Annotated in this window: 23 protein-coding genes and 5 pseudogenes; 15 read left to right on the top strand and 13 right to left on the bottom strand. The window is 57.8% G+C overall.

All coding sequences use genetic code 11. The features are described from left to right. Positions 1 to 221 precede the first annotated feature (221 nt). Positions 222 to 881 carry a TetR/AcrR family transcriptional regulator gene (locus RG540_RS27495; RefSeq protein WP_041365239.1) on the bottom strand — a complete coding sequence of 220 codons (660 nt, stop codon included), beginning with the start codon at positions 879 to 881 and terminating at the stop codon, positions 222 to 224. 127 nt (positions 882 to 1,008) lie between these two features. Between RG540_RS27495 and RG540_RS27490 the strand changes: the two genes are divergently transcribed. After that, positions 1,009 to 1,887 (top strand): SDR family oxidoreductase, encoded by an 879-nt coding sequence (locus RG540_RS27490; protein ID WP_041365237.1) that lies wholly within the window; start codon positions 1,009 to 1,011, stop codon positions 1,885 to 1,887. Between the two features lie 93 nt (positions 1,888 to 1,980). Beyond that, positions 1,981 to 2,247 (top strand): annotated as a pseudogene (locus RG540_RS27485) (aldo/keto reductase); the annotation flags it as partial. 362 nt (positions 2,248 to 2,609) lie between these two features. Here RG540_RS27485 and RG540_RS27480 read toward each other — a convergent pair. From RG540_RS27480 to RG540_RS31945, 4 genes and pseudogenes are all read right to left on the bottom strand, one after another. Further along, complete coding sequence (locus RG540_RS27480) at positions 2,610 to 3,515, bottom strand: M23 family metallopeptidase (RefSeq protein ID WP_051909846.1); 906 nt, start codon at positions 3,513 to 3,515, stop codon at positions 2,610 to 2,612. A gap of 111 nt (positions 3,516 to 3,626) precedes the next feature. Further along, positions 3,627 to 4,187: pseudogene (locus RG540_RS33660) on the bottom strand (TetR/AcrR family transcriptional regulator). Positions 4,188 to 4,266: 79 nt separating this feature from the next. Continuing rightward, a complete protein-coding gene (locus tag RG540_RS27470; RefSeq protein WP_255762048.1) occupies positions 4,267 to 4,755 on the bottom strand; it encodes an IS5 family transposase in 489 nt (162 codons plus the stop codon). A 76-nt stretch (positions 4,756 to 4,831) separates the two neighbouring features. After that, positions 4,832 to 5,095: pseudogene (locus RG540_RS31945) on the bottom strand (LysR substrate-binding domain-containing protein); the annotation flags it as partial. Positions 5,096 to 5,126: 31 nt separating this feature from the next. Between RG540_RS31945 and RG540_RS32770 the strand changes: the two are divergent. Continuing rightward, positions 5,127 to 5,411 (top strand): hypothetical protein, encoded by a 285-nt coding sequence (locus tag RG540_RS32770; protein ID WP_162182827.1) that lies wholly within the window; start codon positions 5,127 to 5,129, stop codon positions 5,409 to 5,411. On the opposite strand, the gene RG540_RS31940 is transcribed toward RG540_RS32770, so the two are convergent. Together RG540_RS31940 and RG540_RS27455 are read right to left on the bottom strand one after the other, a co-directional pair. Next, positions 5,383 to 6,286 (bottom strand): IS630 family transposase gene (locus RG540_RS31940; protein WP_155414878.1). Its coding sequence is split into 2 segments (ribosomal slippage): positions 5,383 to 5,949 and positions 5,951 to 6,286, totalling 903 coding nucleotides; the frame shifts between segments, so codons are not numbered across the junction. The genes RG540_RS32770 and RG540_RS31940 overlap by 29 nt on opposite strands. Positions 6,287 to 6,364: 78 nt before the next feature. After that, positions 6,365 to 6,595: a hypothetical protein gene (locus RG540_RS27455; RefSeq protein ID WP_046602115.1), complete on the bottom strand. Its 231-nt coding sequence runs from the start codon at positions 6,593 to 6,595 to the stop codon at positions 6,365 to 6,367. Positions 6,596 to 6,684: 89 nt separating this feature from the next. On the opposite strand from RG540_RS27455, the gene RG540_RS33505 reads away from it, so the two are divergent. Then, entirely contained in the window at positions 6,685 to 6,807 is a 123-nt protein-coding gene (locus tag RG540_RS33505; protein WP_255762049.1) for a hypothetical protein, read from the top strand. Positions 6,808 to 7,757: 950 nt separating this feature from the next. Here RG540_RS33505 and RG540_RS27440 read toward each other — a convergent pair. Continuing rightward, positions 7,758 to 8,366: a LysE family translocator gene (locus RG540_RS27440; protein ID WP_041365230.1), complete on the bottom strand. Its 609-nt coding sequence runs from the start codon at positions 8,364 to 8,366 to the stop codon at positions 7,758 to 7,760. On the opposite strand from RG540_RS27440, the gene RG540_RS32600 reads away from it, so the two are divergent. From RG540_RS32600 to RG540_RS27410, 6 genes and pseudogenes are all read left to right on the top strand, one after another. After that, positions 8,365 to 9,141, top strand: coding sequence for an aldehyde dehydrogenase family protein (locus RG540_RS32600; protein WP_155414866.1), 777 nt, complete (start codon positions 8,365 to 8,367; stop codon positions 9,139 to 9,141). The two genes, RG540_RS27440 and RG540_RS32600, sit on opposite strands and share 2 nt — an antisense overlap. A 23-nt stretch (positions 9,142 to 9,164) precedes the next feature. Further along, positions 9,165 to 10,309 (top strand): annotated as a pseudogene (locus tag RG540_RS31930) (ISL3 family transposase); the annotation flags it as partial. A 32-nt stretch (positions 10,310 to 10,341) separates the two neighbouring features. Then, positions 10,342 to 10,728 (top strand): DUF3846 domain-containing protein, encoded by a 387-nt coding sequence (locus RG540_RS27425; RefSeq protein WP_051909844.1) that lies wholly within the window; start codon positions 10,342 to 10,344, stop codon positions 10,726 to 10,728. 2 nt (positions 10,729 to 10,730) lie between these two features. After that, positions 10,731 to 10,970, top strand: a complete 240-nt coding sequence (locus RG540_RS27420; RefSeq protein WP_041365222.1) for a hypothetical protein — start codon at positions 10,731 to 10,733, stop codon at positions 10,968 to 10,970. Between the two features lie 233 nt (positions 10,971 to 11,203). Next, the gene (locus RG540_RS27415; protein ID WP_041365220.1) at positions 11,204 to 11,485 is read left to right on the top strand and encodes a toxin-antitoxin system TumE family protein; all 282 of its coding nucleotides are present in this window, start codon (positions 11,204 to 11,206) and stop codon (positions 11,483 to 11,485) included. Beyond that, positions 11,482 to 11,841 carry an HVO_A0114 family putative DNA-binding protein gene (locus RG540_RS27410; protein ID WP_041365218.1) on the top strand — a complete coding sequence of 120 codons (360 nt, stop codon included), beginning with the start codon at positions 11,482 to 11,484 and terminating at the stop codon, positions 11,839 to 11,841. The genes RG540_RS27415 and RG540_RS27410 overlap by 4 nt, the downstream gene beginning before the upstream one ends. 43 nt (positions 11,842 to 11,884) lie before the next feature. Here RG540_RS27410 and RG540_RS27405 read toward each other — a convergent pair whose 3' ends face one another. Continuing rightward, on the bottom strand, positions 11,885 to 12,178 hold the full coding sequence (locus RG540_RS27405) for a hypothetical protein (RefSeq protein ID WP_051909842.1): 294 nt from the start codon (positions 12,176 to 12,178) through the stop codon (positions 11,885 to 11,887). After that, positions 12,165 to 12,413 carry a DUF6074 family protein gene (locus RG540_RS27400; RefSeq protein ID WP_041365211.1) on the bottom strand — a complete coding sequence of 83 codons (249 nt, stop codon included), beginning with the start codon at positions 12,411 to 12,413 and terminating at the stop codon, positions 12,165 to 12,167. Before RG540_RS27400 ends, RG540_RS27405 begins: the two co-directional genes overlap by 14 nt. Positions 12,414 to 12,595: 182 nt before the next feature. Between RG540_RS27400 and RG540_RS27395 the strand changes: the two genes are divergently transcribed. After that, positions 12,596 to 12,799, top strand: coding sequence for a cold-shock protein (locus RG540_RS27395; protein WP_041365209.1), 204 nt, complete (start codon positions 12,596 to 12,598; stop codon positions 12,797 to 12,799). 292 nt (positions 12,800 to 13,091) lie between these two features. Here the strand turns inward: RG540_RS27395 and RG540_RS33655 are convergent, their stop codons facing one another. Beyond that, a complete protein-coding gene (locus tag RG540_RS33655) occupies positions 13,092 to 13,328 on the bottom strand; it encodes a DUF982 domain-containing protein (protein WP_080725092.1) in 237 nt (78 codons plus the stop codon). A 185-nt stretch (positions 13,329 to 13,513) separates the two neighbouring features. Between RG540_RS33655 and RG540_RS31920 the strand changes: the two genes are divergently transcribed. The 3 genes from RG540_RS31920 (at position 13,514) to RG540_RS31460 (ending at position 16,654) form a co-directional block, all read left to right on the top strand. After that, on the top strand, positions 13,514 to 13,948 hold the full coding sequence (locus RG540_RS31920; RefSeq protein ID WP_157884699.1) for an acyl-CoA thioesterase: 435 nt from the start codon (positions 13,514 to 13,516) through the stop codon (positions 13,946 to 13,948). A 440-nt stretch (positions 13,949 to 14,388) separates the two neighbouring features. Further along, positions 14,389 to 16,287 (top strand): diguanylate cyclase, encoded by a 1,899-nt coding sequence (locus RG540_RS27390; RefSeq protein ID WP_046602114.1) that lies wholly within the window; start codon positions 14,389 to 14,391, stop codon positions 16,285 to 16,287. Positions 16,288 to 16,507: 220 nt separating this feature from the next. After that, entirely contained in the window at positions 16,508 to 16,654 is a 147-nt protein-coding gene (locus tag RG540_RS31460) for a DUF1127 domain-containing protein (protein WP_065814453.1), read from the top strand. Between the two features lie 363 nt (positions 16,655 to 17,017). Here the strand turns inward: RG540_RS31460 and RG540_RS27385 are convergent. Then, positions 17,018 to 17,373, bottom strand: a pseudogene (locus tag RG540_RS27385) (DinB/UmuC family translesion DNA polymerase); the annotation flags it as partial. Positions 17,374 to 17,703: 330 nt separating this feature from the next. Here RG540_RS27385 and RG540_RS31915 point away from each other — a divergent pair. Next, positions 17,704 to 18,607 (top strand): IS630 family transposase gene (locus RG540_RS31915; protein WP_155414878.1). Its coding sequence is split into 2 segments (ribosomal slippage): positions 17,704 to 18,039 and positions 18,041 to 18,607, totalling 903 coding nucleotides; the frame shifts between segments, so codons are not numbered across the junction. Positions 18,608 to 18,662: 55 nt separating this feature from the next. Here the strand turns inward: RG540_RS31915 and RG540_RS32595 are convergent. Continuing rightward, positions 18,663 to 18,815, bottom strand: a complete 153-nt coding sequence (locus RG540_RS32595) for a hypothetical protein (protein WP_155414830.1) — start codon at positions 18,813 to 18,815, stop codon at positions 18,663 to 18,665. Positions 18,816 to 18,936: the final 121 nt, after the last annotated feature.

Here is an 18,936-nt window from a genome sequence, read left to right as displayed (position 1 = left end):
TGCCGCGTCCATAGTTACTGGAACGACTTTCGCGGCTGCGCCACGATCAACTAAGCGCAGCGTTCGCTGCACCGATCATCATTATGCTTACAACGGCGCTCTTCGCGATTCTCAGGGGCACCGCATTTCCGCAAATTGGAACGCGGGTGCCCCAAGTGACGCCTATGCAGTGCGATGCTCGGCCCCACCCAATTTTTGCCGGTTCAATCCCGTTTACGTATCTACGGCTTAGGCAACCGGCGTGAGCCCCGCTCGGGTTCACACGTCGCGGCCAACAACAATCCGGCCGCATCGCGGTTGGCCTCGACAATTCCTTCGTTAGGAATGGATTGCGCCATCACAAACGAGCCCTGGACGAGCGACAGGATCTGTATGACGGCTCGCTCAGGCTTGTCCAAACCGAGCGGCTTAATGAGGGATGCAACGAGTTCCTGCAGTTCCGTGAAATACTCGGCAATCGCCGCCTGCACCTCCGGCGTGTTTGCCTCGGGTCCGAATTCTGCCAGTCCTCTCGTAAACGAACAGCCGCGGAAAGTGGGCGCGCGCAGGGGTTCATCTATCGCGTCGAAAATCGCCAGCACGCGCTCTGTCCCCGATAGGCCAGGTTTTTCCGTCGCGGTTGCGAGCATCTGGAACCACATGGCTTTCGTGTGACGCAGGTAGGTGGCGATCAGCTTAGCCTTCGATGGAAAGTGCTTGTAAAAAGTCATCTTGGCCACGCCGCTTTCGGCGATGATACGATCTATCCCGACAGCGTTGATGCTAAGCCGGTAAAAGAGGTCGGAAGCCGTCTTCAATATGCGTTCTCGCGGGGCGAGCGCATCGAGCGATTTTCCATCAACATCCACATCCCTAAACTCAAGCACGCTGCGCGTCTGCATTTTCGTTACCTCAGGTCCTTGGCGAACATATAGACAGACTATTCTGTAAAATTTATGATTGCAAATACATACAGGTCTGTCTAATAAGATATTACGACCAAAATTCCAAAAAGAGGAAGAATTTAAGATGAGCGGAAAAGTCGTTGTTGTGACCGGTGCGAGCAGTGGTTTCGGAAACCTAACGGTGTTGGAACTTGCGAGGCGGGGTCATACGGTGGTTGCGACCATGCGGGACGTCGAGGGAAGAAACGCCAAGGTTCGAAACGACCTTATCGACGCATCGAAAGCCGAAGGCCATAAGCTGCAGGTCCTTGAAATGGACGTCGCCGACGAGGCCTCCGTCAATTCAACGATCGATCAGGTCGTCAAACAGCACGGAAAGATCGATGTTCTGGTCAACAATGCCGGATTGATGCCTGTTGGGATCACGGAAGCCTATACGGTGGCAGACATCGAACGGCTCTTTGCCGTCAATTTCTTTGGCGCCGTGCGGGCGGACCGCGCCGTTCTGCCGCATATGCGCGCCGCTGGAAGCGGGCTCCTTGTTCACGTGACATCCCTGATGGGCCGAGTGGTCTTTCCTTTCTTCGGAACCTACTCCGCAAGCAAGTTCGCCCTCGAGGGGCTTGCCGAAGCCTATCGTTACGAATTGAAGGGCTTTGGGATCGACTCTGTCATCGTTGAGCCAGGACCATTCCCGAGCAATCTCATCTCGTCGAGCCCGGAACCATCCGACCAGGCTGTGCTTGCGTCCTATGGCGAAGTCGCGGCGATCCCGGGTCAGATCAAGGCCCATTCCAGCAGCGGACAAGACGAGGCCAACCCTCCCCGGCCTCAGCGCGTAGCTGATGCCATCGCGGCGCTGGTCGAAGCCACGGAGCGACGTCCGTTGCGAACGGTCGTCATGCCTGAAGGCATGGACCTCGGTGTCCATCGATTGAACGAGGCCGTACGCCCGATCCAGGAGGACCTGCTCACCTCTTCCGGTATGTCACACGTGCTGTGACGATCAAAACCAACGGCAGGTGGTGGCGATGCCACCTGCCGTCTCTCGCACCATTTATGGGTAGGCAATGAGCATTTTGAAGGAAAAAATTCGATGAAATACCGCACTCTCGCCCGTGACCTAAAGGTCTCCGCGCTCGGCCTCGGCTGCATGCCCATGTCAGGGTATTTTGGCGACCCGAGGGGTATCTATGGTGCAGTAGACGAGAGCGAGGCCATCGCCACCATTCACCGTGCGATTGATCTTGGCGTTACGTTTTTTGATACGGCAGAAGTCTACGGTCCATATCTGAACGAGGAATTGATCGGCAGGGCAGCACGCAAGCAGCTGCAGCGCGACGGATTGATCGCCGCCCCGAAGCGGAAGGCCCTCGCTCGATAGTGGCAAATCTCGCCGCGACGCCGTGCGGCATTTCTTGAAAGGATAACGAATAGAAGAACTCACCAGCACAACGATCTCCGAAGAGCGGCTGGAGGATTGCCGCGACGTCATAGAACCGGAGCTTCAGGACCTGATCCGCAGTGCGCTGCAGACAGGTTTCTCGCGCGAAGAGATCCTGATCGCCGTCAGCGAATCCCGTCGAGCAGATTGATTTCGGCCTGCAGTTCGGCGACAGCCTTTCGATTCAGTTGGGCAATGGACCAGAAGACCGGACGTATCACGACGAGCGACACGTTGGGCGCGACTGCTCAGCCGAGGCTGCTCGACGGCCCCCTTGATGATCAGCTGGCAGCCTCAAAAATGCGGTTGCGGGCGGGGGTGAGGCCGTCAATGGTGATTGGAATGGCCTTGCCGCTGGTCGGATCGACGGCGTGGATATGGAGATGCGGTTCGCTCGTGTTGCCCGAGTTGCCGACGAGGGCGATGGATTGCCCGATCCTGAGCTGGTCGCCGGTTTTAACTCGAATACTACCCTTTTGCAGGTGCGCTAGTTCCACCCGCATGCCGTCGCAAACGAGGACGACATGATTCCCTGCTGGATTGCCACGGTCGGCCTCCGGCGGAGACTGGTCGGGCAATCCGTCACGAACTCCGATGGCTGCGCCATCGCAGGGGCTGACCACTGCGACGCCATAGATGGCATAGTCTTCCAGCTCGTCTGGCAGGATTCCCGCAGCCCGAAATCCACCAGCGTTCAGGGCTACGATATCGAGGGCATGGCGCTGCGCCTTATTGGAAGCATGGTAGTTGATCAGACTGTGGTTGCCGCCATGCGCCACCATGAAGCGGCCGGCGCCGAGCGGGGAAGCGAGCGGACGGGCATCGGGGTTAGTGAGCATGCCAGGAACGACCCAAGCCAGGACGCCGCCAAAGCCGGCGAGGAACAGCATATTGGGCCAGCGGCGCCGCCACAGGTTTGCGTCTTCGACCCGCCAAGGCCGGCGGCGGTGTCTCAACCAGGAAACCAAGATCGCCGCGGCCAGGGAGGCTGCCAGCATATAGCTTGTGTATAAGCCGGCCATGTCCCAGCGCGCCATCAGTAGTACGAAGGCGACAAAGGCGGTCGATTCCGCCACGACGAGCAACCAATCAGAAAGTGCGGGTTCGTCGAGGCGCCACACCCGGATGGTATAAGCCAGCGGCATGACGATCGAGAATGCCACCATGACGAGGATCAGGCTTTGCATGGGATTTCCTCCAAGGGGACAATCGGCGTAGGCAGCAGCATGTGCGAAGGCGGCCGTGATGCTTTCGCCATCAGTCACGGCGAGGAGCTTGAGGCGCGATCTAATGATCCGTCACATCGCGCCGACGCTTCGACACCAATCTTCGAGTACGGTCTGTATGTTAGCATCAGGATCGGTCGCGCTTGAATGCCCACCAGATTATGGATCCCTGCCACACGCTGGCCATCTGCCAACCCATTCGCTCGGCATGCGCAGCATCCTTCGTCAGCCGTCTGCCCAACGCCTTCGCGAGATAGGTGCCCCACGCAGCTCCCCGCGCCCGAAGCGGTGGATTTCGAAGATCTTCTCGCAATAAGAGAAACCCGTCAGTCAAATTATACTCGGCCGCGCCGCCGGGCAGGGCCGAAGCAGCATAGAGATGGCTCCAGTCGGGTTGGCCGGCGCTTCCGCATCGGCCCCCGCGGTAATGGCGTCGAGGCGATCCCATGCGTGTAGCAAGGTAGCCTCGATCATCGCCTCGCGCGTCCCGTAACGCTGCACAAGCGTTGCGGCGGAGAGTCCCACGGCGCGTGACGCCTTGGAAAACGAGAAGCCATCCGGTCCCACCGTCTCTAGCGCGTCCAATAGCCTGTCGAGCGCAACATTGTCCGAAACCGTCTTGCTTCTACCCATGAGGCAATTTATAAACAATCATTCGTTTATAATCAAGGGGAGACGCCAGATATGGCCAAAATTCTAGGGTCCGGACTCGTTACAGCCACCAGATGACGGCAGCTGCGAGTGCAATGGCGCTCATGAAGTTTTGGATGTTTCGGTCGAAGCGCGTTGCGATGCGCCGCCAATCCTTGAGGCGGCAGAACATGCGTTCGATGACGTTACGCTTTTTGTAGACGGTCTTGTCGTATTCATACTGGATTTTGCGGTTCTTGCGTGGCGGGATCACGGGTTGGGTGCCACGCGCTTCCAGCCATTCACGCAGAGCCTGACTGTCGTACCCCTTGTCGGCGACGAGTTCTGCAGAGGGCGGTATGGCCGCGATACACACTTCGGCGACCTTGCAATCGTTGACGTTTCCGGGCGTCAGGAGCAGGACGCACGGGCGGCCTTTCTCGTCGCAGACAGCATGGAGCTTGGTGTTGCGTCCACCTTTCGTGCGGCCGATACCATGGGCCAAGGCCCCCCTTTTCCACCGCCCGAAAGGAGTGTCGGTGCGATTCCGACCACCCGCACCATCCTTCAAAATGAGCGAGGCTCACGCGAGCCCGTGTAGCGGAGTGTCTCTGAGAAGCCACCGGCAGTGAGACTTCCGAACAATTTCTCTTCAAGGTGTCGCCGTACGGATATACCCATCCGTAGGGCCTTGCACCCTTCATCGTCGAAAATTGAATTCTTCGGTGTTCCTGATGCTGGAGATCTTCTAGCGATTGAGGGATGCCATTGCGCGCCAGATAAGCGGGACTGGCAGCGTTCACCATACGCAACAGGCCAAACGGGCGCGCAACCAGCGTTTCGTCCCTGATGGGTCCAAGCCGCAATACACAGTCGAACCCCTCTTGAACGAGATCGGCTTGTCGATCCGTCTAATCTTGATCTGGAGATAGAAGCCGAAAGATGCTGCTGAATGGGGTCGGAACAAGAGCAGGTCGAAATCGTACGCGGCCTTTATCAACCAAAGACAGCTACGCCGATTTGATGGTGATGCCGCCATCCGGGCTTCTGCGCATCTGCGGCCGGTATCCGAACCTAATTTATGCCAAAGCGGGCAAAGCAGAAGTTCTGACCGAGAGCCAGAAACCCAATTCCGTCAAACACGAAAGCCGTGGGCCATTCGTTGCGCTCACGCTAGATATTCTAAAGCGTGTCGCGTTTAATCTGCCTCGTATCCTGCGGCTTTGAAGTAGTTTCTGCATTCTGTGACGGAGAAGAGATTGCAGATTTCGCCGAGGGCTTGGGTGATGGCATCGAAGCTGCGGGCAGCCCGCTTTCGCAGCAGCGTCTTGAGTTTTGAGAAGGCCATCTCTATGGGATTGAGGTCGGGACTATAGGGCGGCAGAAACAGCAGCCAGGCTCCCTTTGCCCTGACCAGTTCTTCGGCCCGTTCGCTCTTATGAAAGGCGACATTGTCGAGAATGACGACGTCTCCAGGCGACAGGTTCGGCGCGAGTTGGGTCTCTATCCACGCCTCGAAGATGCGGGCGTTCATTGCGATGAAGGTTTGGGATTTCCACGAACCGAAGGGTGAATGCGTTCGATAGCGCTGCCCTCGCGCAGACCATCCCGACCGCTTCGTCAGCTTTGTGTTCGTCGATGTCTCGTCGATAAAAACCAGCCGGGCCAATCCTTTGTTGAAGAAAGGCTTGCGCCGTGCGGTCCACAGTTCACGCGCCCGCGCGATCTCCGGGCGCAACTGCTCGGCGGCCTGCAGGCTTTTTTTTATGGCTCAACCCAAGCCGATGCAGAAGCCGTCCGACACTGGAGCGATGGACGATGACGCCACGTCCGCAAAGTTCCACGCAAAGCTCGTCCAGCGTCAGTTCGCCATTCTGTGCCAGCCGCTCTCCAACCCACGCGTGCTGTGCCGAAAGCTTACCGCCGCCAAGGTGCCCCTGCCGGCGGGGGAGAAGCGAACCTGTCTCGCGCTTCAGGATCACCAGATCGTTCACGAAACGCGGCGACACCCGAAAATGCCGGGCGGCCTCCCGATGCCCATGGCCTTCTTCCACAAACGCTACGACACGCTCACGCAACGCAATCGGATGTGACTTGCCCATGGCGATCTCCCTTCACATCAAAGGGAATCACCGATGGACTGATTTGAGAACCATGAATCGCAAAAACAGCGACACGCTTTAGCTTGCGGTCGGATTCGTTTCGGTCGGCTGGTTTGTGCATAACGATAGTCGTGCTGCCTCGTCTTCCTTCGATGCAGCGGCCAAAGCCGCCGCATAAATCACAGGGCTTACTCGCTCGACCGGCCGCTTTTCGTCCCACTCCCTCACCGTCTTCGCCGTCGCCTTCTGAGCGGCGATGTGGCGCTCCATCTTCTCGACGAGCGAACCCTGTTCCAATTCCTGATTCATCTTCTCACCCCAAAGGTGAGGTTCTGCTCGATCAGAAGGGGTTTGCAAACACCGTCCTGCAGAGCCACAATCCCCTGATGGAAGCGTATATGAATTATACGATGACGCTGACCGGTGCCCCAGCAGACCGATACAAACTGGTCTATACCGTCCACGATGTGAGCGGCGATCAGACCATGACCGTAGAGCAGGATTTCGCCATTTCCGAGTGATGGGCTGGGGCATGCTCGACAAGTCGGAAGCACCGGATCATCCGAAATGCGGGAGGATGCCATGCCGGAAATACTGATAGGCCACAGCGACCCCCATTGTTAAAACGGTGAGGGCTGCGACAAGGACGATCCGGCGCCCGTGAGTGCGTTGTTCGCCCGGCGACATCTGCAGCTTATGGCAATGAGGACACACGGCGGTGTGGTCGGGGATCTCTTTTTCGCAAAAGTCGCATATTTGCATCGCGGTCTCCCAAATCCATGACCTATGACGACGACATCAAACTGAGCAGATGGGAAGATCGAAGTTCGGCTCGTCTTTGAAAGGGCCACCGCTTTCGCCCTTGTTTGCCAATAGGATGGTTTGCAAGCATCATTTCAAGGGACTGTAGCTTCACATCGCCTATCCACGAAGCGGCCTGTCGTTTGGCACCCAAACGGGTTCTTCCTCAATTTCTGTGGTTAACAGAGTGTTAGCGCCGCGATTGCTATCTGCGGGGATGCGAACGAAATTGAAATGGTCGCCCGGCCCAGGGGTCAAAGTTCTGGTATCGCCCTTCAAGATGCAGAAAACTGGGTTGTTTCTGCCGTTGCGAAACCCGGAAGCTGATGCTCGATTTCTCGACCGCGCCACACCGGAACAGATTGCCGGCCGGCTGTAGACGATGGCTGATCTATCCGACTTGGCCTCTAAGAGACCCTCCTTCGTCCCTGCCGCCTCTCTCTTTGGCGGCGCCACCGCCGAAGACCAGATCGCGGGCTTCGCCGCTGTTCCGACAAGGCGGGTGCGAGATCCCAAGTCGCTCTCGCGCGGATCATCAGGTCTTCCACTGAAAGCTACGGTGCGTGCCAATCATGGACCATGCGGAGCTCCTGCAATCACGCGAGATTGCCATTCCAATCAGCGCCGCGAGATCGACGGCATCGATTCCACACCATGCTGACTTTCTGCGTCAAAACCCTTTTGCCAGCAGCCATAGGGCATAAACGCTCATCGAACCTGCTAGTAAGAAACGCACGAGCTCACGCCACCGTCCGCCGCTGCGCCGGATGGCAGAGAGCGAAAGTAGCCGTCCAGCCAAGACGAACCACGCGAACGCCATCGAAAATATCAAGCAACAGGCAACTGTTACCCCCACTGATGTTCGCAAGGATGGGGCGGCCAAATAGAAGCTTACGAAGAACGGGACGGATAAGGGATTGGACAGAGCCGTCGCCAGACCAAGGGCGAAGAGCCTGATGGCCAGGGTTTCAGGTGTGGATGCTTCGGGAGGCGAGGACGCTGGATGGCGCCTGATCAGGCGGAAAGCCGAATGGATCAAGATGCCGGCCAGCAGGATTCGACCCACGGTCTCGAGCTTATCGAACTTCTCGAAAGTCGAGGCGCCGAAGGCTGCGAGGAAGCAAGCAACCGTTGCTCCGCATGCGATGCCTGCAGCGACGCTCATCACGCGATGCCATGAGGGCTTCATGGCAATGCGAAGGACGATCAGAAGGTTTGGTCCCGGCGTCATCAGCATGAGGGCGTATGGCAAGACCAGTGAGGTGAATAATGTTACCATGATTGTTCAAGGCGCTTTCTTGACAGGGCGATTGAGGCTGAGCGACGCTGCATGTCCAGAAGCGGTTGGAGGAAAAGAGCGCGAACCGCAGGTGAAGGAAAGCAAAGTCTCCCGCACCGCCAATTGCCGTTGCCCAATCTCGAACGATAAGGCTCGCGCTGGTCTGCACGAGCGCGAGCCCCATCCCATACCCACCCAGTATTGCCCACAAAAGAGGTGGCTCGACCGTTTTTCCCGTTCGAGCCACCAAGCAGTCTGTTGGCAAGTTCACATAACAATCTTGCCGTCAATCGAGCGTGAGACGGCCGTCAAATGGAACGGCTTCATGCTTTGTAGTTCATTATTTTCGGCGTTTCCGGACAGCGGTTACGTGGTTCGCGACCGCAAGCCCAAGGATTTCGTCGAATTCGGCCGATGGACCGTCAGCGTGAGCGGTTCCGCCGAAGATCTCGATCGAGCCGTCGATGCGACCTCCAGGGTCTTCAAGGAATGGCGCCACAAACCAGCCTATGATCGCGCGAAGATCATTCGCAAGGCAGCCGATATTTTGCGTCAAGGCGCCGTAGAGATCGGAAATCGGATGACGCTCGACCAGGGCAAGCCCCTCAGCGAATCCATCCACGAGGTTACATTTCAGCGGATATCTTCGACTGAGCCGCGGATGAGGGGCGCCGGGCCTATGGCCGGGTTATCCCCTCGCGCATGTTGGAAACACGGTTGTCATTTGGAAGTTAATCGGGTTCTTCCTCACTTTGTGCGGTTCACCTGTCGTTAGCGAGGTTGTCGCCATGAGCGGGCATGCGAACGAAATCGAAATGGTCGCCCGGCCCAGGGGTCAAGATACTGGGTGTCGCGCTCACTGTTGACGACAGGTGGATTGTTTCCGCCGCTGGATCCGCGATCGGCATCTGCCCCGATTGTGGACGGCGTAGCCGAAGTAGGCATGGCTGGTCCCGCCGTAGTCTCCAGGATCTACGGGTCCAGGGTCAGTCGGTGACAGTGAAACTCCTGGTGAGCCGCTGGCGATGTGCACATGAGGAATGCGCACGACGAACGTTCAGCGACCGACTGCCGACGATCGCTGCTCCTTATGCGCGCCGGACGAGAAGGGTCGGGGAGATTGTCGGCTTGCTCGGCCACAGCGCCGGCGGCCGTCCTGGCGAGCGGTTGATGGAGCGGCTCGGCATGCGGCAGTTGAAGCGGGATGCTGCGGCGGCTCAACGCAGTTCCCAGATACGGGTGGTCGGTATTGATGATTGGAGCTGGCGGCGGGCGACGAGTTATGGGACCATCATGGTCGATCTCGAGCGCCGCTCGGTCGTCGACATACTGGATGATCGCAGCGTCGGGAGTGCCGCCAAGTGGCTGCGGACCATCTTTCCATCGAGGTCGTCAGTCGCGACCGCTGCGGCCTGTATGCGCAGGCCACCCGTGAAGGCGCACCGAAGGCCAAGCAGGTCGCGGATCGGTTTCATCTGGTCCAGAACCTTCGCTCGGCCATCGAGGAACAGTTGAGCCTTTCCGGGCGTGCCACCGGCAGGGCAATTCTTTCGGAGGACGCAATTGTTGACGCTGCGATGCATCGCCGGCGCGCCCGTCTTTCGCATAGGCAATCCCGCCAGAAAATATTCAACATACTCCATGCTTTGCGCCAGGAAGGGCTGTCCCACAGCGAGATCGCCAGACGGACCGGCTATGAACGTTGCAGCGTAACGAAGTGGCTCAGGTTTGAGGCTCCGCCAGACAGGCGACGGGCGGCACTGAACCCCTCATCACCGTGGTATTTCGAAGCCTTCCTTGCCCAATGCTGGAAGGATGGGAAGCGGCGCGGAAGGAATCTGTTTCATGACGTCAAGCAGCGCGGCTACACCGGCAGCTTCGCCAATCTGGAGCGGTTGCTCGGAGCCTGGCGGCGGGCCGAAAGGGGCCAGGGCAATGATGTTCTATCGACGCCAAGGCCGGAACCATCCGCAGCGTGGAAATTGACCGGAAGGACGTCCTGAAATCCATCTATGCCCATATCGGTTGCACCTGCATCGATGCTGTCCGGATCGGGGACTACCACGTCGCCGATTGCGACGATAACGGCCTTGTCGACGGCCTCGAATGCTTCACGCAACTGGCTGATTCTCCGTCGCCGCTGGCGGGGAACCTGCTCGTGACCGGGGTGAACGAGGAAGGCGACAGCGTTTCTCCCACCCATTCCATCGATCTTGTCGCGGGCCAGTTCCTAATTTCCCGCGCCGTCTTTGATCGCGCTTTCGAGCATATCGATGAGCCGGGGATCATCGGCACCCGCGTCGCGGGCTTCACCATTCGCGTTCAGCGAAGCCGGCCCACGATCATCCGCCCGGAGGTATGAACATGGCCGACCGTCAAAAAGAGGTTGAGGTGTACGATACTCCATCGGGTATGGGCGGCAGCTTCACCGTTTCGATCGTCGAGGAAATCGATGAAACAACCATCAAGGTGCGCGTCTGGTACGGACGCGCCACCATCAACGGGTGGGAAACGTGGCGGGAATGGGATGGCTCCATGTTCACCACGACCCGCGACCGCCTGACGAAGAAGCGTATCATGCCGCTTTTTTCGAACCGCTCGTAGATTGGGGATTGGGGGAGGAGGGCCGAAACCGGCCCTCCTCACAACGCTTGGCTCGTCTGATCAGGAAAGCTACGTCACCGAGCTGCCAGGCAATCGGCCGAACGGCGGGCTTGTGATGAGTGGCACGGCAGCCAGCGCAGAGGCATCGAACCCCGGCGCTGGTTTTCGCTGCGCAAGCCGAACCCTCGCTGTTGTTCTTGACAACAACGGCAGGTGATGTTATCGAAAACAACATGGAAGCCGTGCTGATCGAAAAATCCAGAACCGCCGTCAGCCATACGGCATTTTTCGAGACGGTTCTGTGGCATGTGCCGACACCCGTGCCCGGCAGCAGCCACCATTTCAAGTATCGTCTGGCGCTGATCATCAACGACGAGTGCGTCATGCGCTATGACAATGAACGAGGCAAAGGCGACCATCGCCATCTGGGCGATCTTGAGGAGCCGATAGAATTCACCACGCTGGAAGCATTGTTCGATGCGTTTCAGGCAGACATGGAAAGGATACTCGCATGAGGACGCTCATCATCAGGTTAAGCTCGATTTCCGATGCCAAGGCCCGCTTCGTGAATGCGGGACAGAAAGCCCTGGAAGGCGTCATCGTGCCCGCCACGCCATCGGTGAATTTCTTGAGCTATGACGATATGCACAGGGTCCTGGCACCGTCGCGGCTTGCGATCGTCAAGGCGATGGCAGGGCAGGGGCCGTTGGCGATACGAGAAGTCGCCCGCCGTGTCGACCGGGATGTGCAGGCAGTCCATAAGGACGTGACGACGCTCGTCAACGCCGGCGTCCTGGACCGGACGGAAGCTGGCGTGGAATTCCCCTATGACCAGCTCCATTTCGAGTTCGACGTGAAGGCGGCCGCCTGATCCGGTGCGGTCGCAAGCGAATTGTGCACCCGCCGCCTGAGGCTCAACCAATCGGCGCATCTCGCTGAAATTCTGGCGGCCCGATCTCGATGAGAAATTCGAAGTCGTAGAGCATGTGATGCGTTTCGCTGCCGGTAGTCACGACCGTCCAAAATTCGCGGTCTTTGCCGAAGATCGTCGAGACGCGACCGATCTCGATGGCCGCGTCGGCGCCGTTCTTGCGGATCCAGTAATACCTGTCCGGTTCGAGGTCTTTTATGTCGATCAAGGACAACGACGATCCCATGGTTTCCGCAGCATTGTCGCGCTGAATCGCACGTCGCTCAGCGCCTGGCATTGGTCTCACGGCCGAAACTCTGTTCCAACTCCACCTGGACCGCTTTCAGAAACAGACCTGCCTGCCGACGAATTTCTTCGTCTCCGGCTCCGGTACTTCTCATCGCCGCTACGAAGTCGATCATTTCCGTTCGCCAAAATCTGTTTGCGTCATCGCTGTGGAGTTCTCCGAAAACGGCTGCACAACGCTTGATGTCCGCGAGCCGCCGATCGGCGGGAAACTGCGATACTCTCATTCGACCTCCGGTCAGCGAATCTTGCTGAACTGGCAGGGAGGTTCGTCAAAATGTGTTCACAAATGCTGAATGGAAATTTGCCACGACACGAAGACGGGGAGGGCTGCCGTGGAAGGTCTGTTGCGGAGCAGGCCGTTCGCCGTTATCGATGCATGCTCAATTCAAGATGATGGAGGACCGGAATGGCGACGGGCACCGTGAAGTTTTTCCATGAGGATAAGGGTTTTGGTTTCATCACGCCCGAAAATGGCGGAGCCGACGTCTTCGTGCTTATCTCGGCAGTCCAGGGCTCTAGCCCTCTTCGCGAGGGTCAGAAGGTCTCCTACGAGCTTGGCCAGGATCGCAGGACCGGAAAATCAAGGGCGGAAGCCGTCAGATCGATTTAACGTGTGAACCTGCGTCGAAGGTTAACCCCTATAACCGGTCCCGTAAGGCCTTGATCTACCGAGATGAAATGCAGATCGGGTAGGGTCACGATCGCCACCGATGACGATCCCGCCCTCGTCGCGAGTTTGCAAGTAAGTCAGGCGCTTACCGCCTTTTCAAACGGGGGCAACCTTCGGGGTTGTTTCACACTGTGACGACACCCTCGTGTCGTTCACGTCCACCGCGGCAGTTTAATACAAACTGATCCTACTTAATGGTGCCAGCGGTACGTAAGATAGTGCAGAAATGTCCTCAAGCCAAAACGCAAGCTTCAATTGCGGCGCCGATAAAAGCTTCTCGTGCGATCTCAGCCGATAAAGTCCCGCCAACCGCCATACTGCACAGTCGTTTAGCTTCGACGTAGTGAGGGCCGTGCTCTGCGGGCCAACGATTGTTTAGAGCTTCGAATGCTTCTCCCGGACCTCCGATGGCGTCAGAAATGCCATCTCCAATCCGAACCGAAACGGCTTTGTTCCATTTATTGGACATTGTTTTCCTAAAATGCTGTCAGTGAAAATGTTTTGCCCATCGCGGAATGGCGACAATGCGTAGCGCCGGAAACCAACAGGCCTGGGACGAAAGCATCTCAACGCAGTATCGTTCCATTCTTGTCGAAAGCGGCATGTGCGGTTCGGCTCGTTGTAACTGAGCCCAGACAGCCCCACTTCAGGTGCATGATAAAATCACGGACATTCGACCACCCAATTGTGATTTCTGCGGCCGATATCGATGAAATGGGTCACGTGAACAACACGGTATACCTCCAATGGGTGCAGGACGCTGTCGTTCAATATTGGGAACACGTATCGCCTCCCGATGTGCGAAGCCGGCTTCTTTGGGTCGCACTCCAGCACCAAGTCATCTATCGAAGGCCGCTATTCCTGGGTGACAGAGTTGCAGCGTTGGTCACGGCCACCGGAACACGCGGATCAAGGGCATCCTTTACGACGATGTTTAAACGCGGTGACGATATCGCGGCAGAGGTGCGCAGTTCATGGTGCTGCGTGGACGCATCAACCCGGCGACCACGCCGGATCGCTGACGATATCGCGCGGGTATTTTTGCCGCCGGCATCGTTGCGCCAAGGCGCCGAACGAAACGCGGTGTGAGCAGGGCGGTGACATAGTCTACCAGTGAACGCCGGCATACTGCCAGGCCTGGGTTACTCCGCCACACTGGCCTGTTTTCGCTCCGCCGTTTACGGACGGTTCCGCACTTGAGGATAACGATGAAGCTATCCGTATCACCGACGCGCGCAGCGCCGGGTTCGCTCAGGATCGCCAGATGGATTCATAGGAATGAGCTGCGGTCGGGAGGAGACCAGTGTAGCGGGTCGGCACCTCGCACTGCACGGAACGATGTTGCGTTGCAACACTCTTGGCCAGAGGCGAAGTGCGAGCTTTACTAATCCTCAGGCGTTTGACCTTCACCTGATGACGCGTATGCAGCGGCGCGGCGAACTTTGCTCGAACTACCGCTCGTCTCAACGAGTCGTTCAGATCGGCGGACTATCATCACTGCCGAGAACGTGTGTTTGGAACCCATATCAATGAACCCCTGGAATGAACTGCTTGCCAACCTTGCGATTGTCGCCATAACGACATCGCTGTGGACATTTGGCCATCGACACGTGGCGCGCTTTACGCCCCGATCCAGGTCAGCAGTGTTCGGCGGGATCATGGCGTGCGGAACGGTCGGGGCAATGTCGCTGCCGTTTCAGTTTCATTCCGGCGTCTTACTCGATCTTCGCTACACATTTCTGGCCATTTCCGGGCTGTTCGGTGGCCCCGTCGCTGCAGCCGCTCCCTTTATTGTGGCCGTCGCTAGCCGCGCCATGAGCGGCGGAACCGGACTCTCTGTTGCGCTGCCGCTGATATTCATGGCGACAGCAAGTGGATTGATCGCCCACAGGTTCATCCGTGGCATTCCGGACGGCCGGAGCATCTCCGTGGTGTCGCTGGCAGTAGTCTTCAGCGGTACGGCCGGATTTTTCATCAAAGTTCCTTTTGAACAATGGCCCGTCGTCATGCCAACGGTCGTCGCGCCGTTTGCGCTGCTGCTCTTCGTTTCCGCCATGATTTCAAGCTTTGCGATTTCCCAGGAGCTAAAGCGGCAGGAGGCGACCACCCTGAACCGCATCTACCGGGCGATCATAGAGGCTCTGCCTGACTGTCTGAACGCCAAGGATCTTAAGGGTCGGTTCATCGCAGCCAATCCGGCGACGGCCGCGCTGATGAGCGCCGGGACCGCTGAAAACCTTATCGGAAAGACAGATTTTGACTTCTATCCGGAGGAAACGGCGCGGGCATTCCGCGCGGATGAAGAGGCTCTTCTGCGCGATGGCAATCCCATCGTAATCGAGCAACGCTTCACCCGCACGGATAGCGCTGAGACGTGGCTTGCCACGTTAAAAGCGCCATTCAACGATGACGATGGCGAACCGATCGGCATCATCACGCACAACAGGGAGATCACCGACCGGAAGCGGCTGGAAAGCGAGTTGGCGAAAACCCAGCGACATCTGGCGGACGCGCTTGCCAGCATGGCCGATGGCCTGGCCATGTTCGACCGCAAAGGTGCGCAGGTCTTCAACAATGCGCGATACCTCGAACTCTTCCCATTGACGGCTGACGTGCGGTCGACCGGTGCTTGTCTGCGGGCAATCATTCGAGCCGCTATAGAACGCGGTGAGGAGATGGCTGTCAGTGGAGACATCGACAACATCATCGAGAGATCTGCGGATGCAATTCTGCGCCCTGGCGACCGCCAGATGCGGCTTGCCGATGGACGCTGGATCGAAGCGCGCACCCGCACAACCGAGGAAGGCGGAAGCTTGATCGTGTTTTCCGACATCAGTACAACTAAGCGCACCGAGGAGAAGTTTCGTACCTTGAACGAGCGACTTGAAGTCATGGCGCACACCGACGGCCTGACGGGGCTGCTCAACCGGAGAGCATTCGATAGTGCACTCGACGACCTCGTCTCCCGGAATCCGCAGACCGCCGCCGGCCCAAGCCTTCTGATGATCGACGTCGATAAATTCAAGGCCTACAACGACACCTACGGACATCCGGCTGGCGACACCTGTTTGAAGAGGGTCGCAAATCGCGTCGCCGAGATTATGGCGCCCTATCCTCGCAACGTGGTTGCACGGTACGGCGGCGAGGAGATCGCCGTCATCATACCCCAATGCGACAGCGCTGCCGCTTTTTCAGTGGCAAGACTTCTTTGTGCTCAGATACGGACACTGGAAATCGCGCATGACGGCAGTGAAAAGGGACGGGTAACCGTGAGCATCGGAACAGCGACGATGAATGCAGCCGGCGTCCGCAGCAAGAAGGAGTTGCTAGGATCAGCCGATGAAGCGCTCTACGCTGCAAAAGCGGCGGGGCGGGACTGTGTGAGAAGCTGCGACCAGCCCGACGATCCGGCGAAAGCGCGAGCCTAAACGGAGGGAATTTGCTTTTCTGTTGGTCTGAGCCTTCGATCGCTTCCGCGCCTGATGGGCCCTCTCGACCCATATCTGACCCATGCTGTGAGAGCATGGCCGACTTGAGACCTTGTGCCTTATCGATGAGCCTCCAAAAGCCTATATCACAACCATCGAAACGGCGTTGGAACCGAAGCAAGGTTGCTGGCGTCAAGAGACCTCACGAAAGGGGATCATCATGAACGTAGCACGCTCCTTCAACAACTGGCGTAAGTATCGTCAGACCGTCACCGAACTTGGCCGCATGAGCTCGCGTGAACTGCAGGACCTCGGTATCAATCGTGCCGACATCCACCGCGTTGCTCGCCAGTCGGTCGCTCGCTAAGCGATTTTGTTCCTGACCATCCTGATTAACACTACGCCCGCTGATGACGCGGGCGTTTTTGTGTCTGGCCGCCGCGAGGCGCTGTGCTGGAGGTCACTCTCATCGGAATCGGGCCGTGCATTTGCCGCATAGCTGCACTGCGGCAAAGTCTATTTAATGTGCGGCGAGAATGGGTATCCTGCTTTTCATCGAAGCGATGCACCTCCTCCCGCAGAGCTTCGATTTCAGACGGCCCCACTCCTCCTCCCAAGGGGCGTCTGTCGGAACAGCGGCACTCCTCCTCGCAGCCGTTGTTCGGTTCTTTTCGGAAAGCCTGCCGCACCTCCTCCCGCGGCAGGCTTTTTCGTTTTGCGGACTTGCTGATCAGAGCCCGAGAGCTAGCTGCGGTTCTTTCCCGTTTTCTTCCGTGTTAAGGGACGACAGGGTGATCCCCAGGAGCCGCACTGGACGTTTGAACGGGAACACCGAGGCAAGTAGGTACTCCGCAATTTCCAGCATCTGGTCGATGCCCGAGACGGCTCCCGACACTGTCTGGCTGCGTGTCGCCTGGCTGAAATCCAAATATTTAATTTTGACTGTTACGGTCTTTCCCGTGCTGTCGTGCGCCTCGCAGTAGCGCCGGACTTTCTCGGCTAATGGTCGCAGCTCGGCTTGGCGAAATCGAAATTGTCGATGTCTTCAACGAAAGTGTCTTCAGCGCCAACCGATTTGCGGATGCAACCTTGCAGCCAGTGTTGTCCTACCGAGCGGGTAAGTTGCAAGAAACTCGGGTTTCACAGTTGACGCCCATATTTAACAAACTACGGGTGATGAGCAGACGGCGGTTCGATTCCCATAGAGACCTACATTAGCCATTAAAGATACAGCGGACGGGACTGTGAGGCGTGCCAATAGCATCCAGATTTCAACGGCTTCAACCGCGCATGCGGCGCCGTAAGACCCACGTACGACGTGGACTTCGCGCCCTCTAAAGCGTGTCGCTGTTTTTGCGATTCATGGTTCTCAAATCAGTCCATCGGTGATTCCCTTTGATGTGAAGGGAGATCGCCATGGGCAAGTCACATCCGATTGCGTTGCGTGAGCGTGTCGTAGCGTTTGTGGAAGAAGGCCATGGGCATCGGGAGGCCGCCCGGCATTTTCGGGTGTCGCCGCGTTTCGTGAACGATCTGGTGATCCTGAAGCGCGAGACAGGTTCGCTTCTCCCCCGCCGGCAGGGGCACCTTGGCGGCGGTAAGCTTTCGGCACAGCACGCGTGGGTTGGAGAGCGGCTGGCACAGAATGGCGAACTGACGCTGGACGAGCTTTGCGTGGAACTTTGCGGACGTGGCGTCATCGTCCATCGCTCCAGTGTCGGACGGCTTCTGCATCGGCTTGGGTTGAGCCATAAAAAAAAGCCTGCAGGCCGCCGAGCAGTTGCGCCCGGAGATCGCGCGGGCGCGTGAACTGTGGACCGCACGGCGCAAGCCTTTCTTCAACAAAGGATTGGCCCGGCTGGTTTTTATCGACGAGACATCGACGAACACAAAGCTGACGAAGCGGTCGGGATGGTCTGCGCGAGGGCAGCGCTATCGAACGCATTCACCCTTCGGTTCGTGGAAATCCCAAACCTTCATCGCAATGAACGCCCGCATCTTCGAGGCGTGGATAGAGACCCAACTCGCGCCGAACCTGTCGCCTGGAGACGTCGTCATTCTCGACAATGTCGCCTTTCATAAGAGCGAACGGGCCGAAGAACTGGTCAGGGCAAAGGGAGCCTGGCTGCTGTTTCTGCCGCCCTATAGTCCCGACCTCAATCCCATAGAGATGGCCTTCTCAAAACTCAAGACGCTGCTGCGAAAGCGGGCTGCCCGCAGCTTCGATGCCATCACCCAAGCCCTCGGCGAAATCTGCAATCTCTTCTCCGTCACAGAATGCAGAAACTACTTCAAAGCCGCAGGATACGAGGCAGATTAAACGCGACACGCTTTAGTATTATTGAGTGCGTGAGGAGTCGGCCGAATATTTTCCTTCAAGCGGCGCGCGAGATGGTGTTTGGATGGACGTCTGTTGTTTTGAATCCGGAGACGACTGTCTCCAGCGCCTGAACCTGATCGCTGAGGCCAATGCATGCGGCGTTGGTTTCGGCTGCCATGGCGGCGTTGCGCTGCGTGACTTCGTCCATAAGGTGCGCAGTGTTGTGATTTGACCGATTGCAGACGATTGTTCGCTGGATGACGAGGCCACCGCGTCGATTAGTTCGCTCCCATGCGGATCATGTCCTCCTCACATCGCCGGCACTCCAG

Source organism: Neorhizobium galegae bv. orientalis str. HAMBI 540 (assembly GCF_000731315.1).
GTDB classification, from domain to species: Bacteria; Pseudomonadota; Alphaproteobacteria; order Rhizobiales; family Rhizobiaceae; genus Neorhizobium; species Neorhizobium galegae.
The sequence above is the reverse complement of the archived record's forward strand: the minus strand, read 5'-3'. Positions and strand labels throughout refer to the sequence as shown.

Coding starts and splice junctions, on each gene's coding strand:
- RG540_RS27495 (WP_041365239.1), bottom strand. CDS start 881: ATGCAGACGCGCAGCGTGCTTGAGTTTAGGGATGTGGATGTTGATGGA.
- RG540_RS27490 (WP_041365237.1), top strand. CDS start 1,009: ATGAGCGGAAAAGTCGTTGTTGTGACCGGTGCGAGCAGTGGTTTCGGA.
- RG540_RS27480 (WP_051909846.1), bottom strand. CDS start 3,515: ATGCAAAGCCTGATCCTCGTCATGGTGGCATTCTCGATCGTCATGCCG.
- RG540_RS32770 (WP_162182827.1), top strand. CDS start 5,127: ATGCTGCTGAATGGGGTCGGAACAAGAGCAGGTCGAAATCGTACGCGG.
- RG540_RS27455 (WP_046602115.1), bottom strand. CDS start 6,595: ATGAATCAGGAATTGGAACAGGGTTCGCTCGTCGAGAAGATGGAGCGC.
- RG540_RS33505 (WP_255762049.1), top strand. CDS start 6,685: ATGAATTATACGATGACGCTGACCGGTGCCCCAGCAGACCGATACAAA.
- RG540_RS32600 (WP_155414866.1), top strand. CDS start 8,365: ATGATTGTTCAAGGCGCTTTCTTGACAGGGCGATTGAGGCTGAGCGAC.
- RG540_RS27440 (WP_041365230.1), bottom strand. CDS start 8,366: ATGGTAACATTATTCACCTCACTGGTCTTGCCATACGCCCTCATGCTG.
- RG540_RS27420 (WP_041365222.1), top strand. CDS start 10,731: ATGGCCGACCGTCAAAAAGAGGTTGAGGTGTACGATACTCCATCGGGT.
- RG540_RS27415 (WP_041365220.1), top strand. CDS start 11,204: ATGGAAGCCGTGCTGATCGAAAAATCCAGAACCGCCGTCAGCCATACG.
- RG540_RS27410 (WP_041365218.1), top strand. CDS start 11,482: ATGAGGACGCTCATCATCAGGTTAAGCTCGATTTCCGATGCCAAGGCC.
- RG540_RS27405 (WP_051909842.1), bottom strand. CDS start 12,178: ATGCCAGGCGCTGAGCGACGTGCGATTCAGCGCGACAATGCTGCGGAA.
- RG540_RS27400 (WP_041365211.1), bottom strand. CDS start 12,413: ATGAGAGTATCGCAGTTTCCCGCCGATCGGCGGCTCGCGGACATCAAG.
- RG540_RS27395 (WP_041365209.1), top strand. CDS start 12,596: ATGGCGACGGGCACCGTGAAGTTTTTCCATGAGGATAAGGGTTTTGGT.
- RG540_RS33655 (WP_080725092.1), bottom strand. CDS start 13,328: ATGTCCAATAAATGGAACAAAGCCGTTTCGGTTCGGATTGGAGATGGC.
- RG540_RS31920 (WP_157884699.1), top strand. CDS start 13,514: ATGATAAAATCACGGACATTCGACCACCCAATTGTGATTTCTGCGGCC.
- RG540_RS27390 (WP_046602114.1), top strand. CDS start 14,389: ATGAACCCCTGGAATGAACTGCTTGCCAACCTTGCGATTGTCGCCATA.
- RG540_RS31460 (WP_065814453.1), top strand. CDS start 16,508: ATGAACGTAGCACGCTCCTTCAACAACTGGCGTAAGTATCGTCAGACC.
- RG540_RS32595 (WP_155414830.1), bottom strand. CDS start 18,815: ATGGACGAAGTCACGCAGCGCAACGCCGCCATGGCAGCCGAAACCAAC.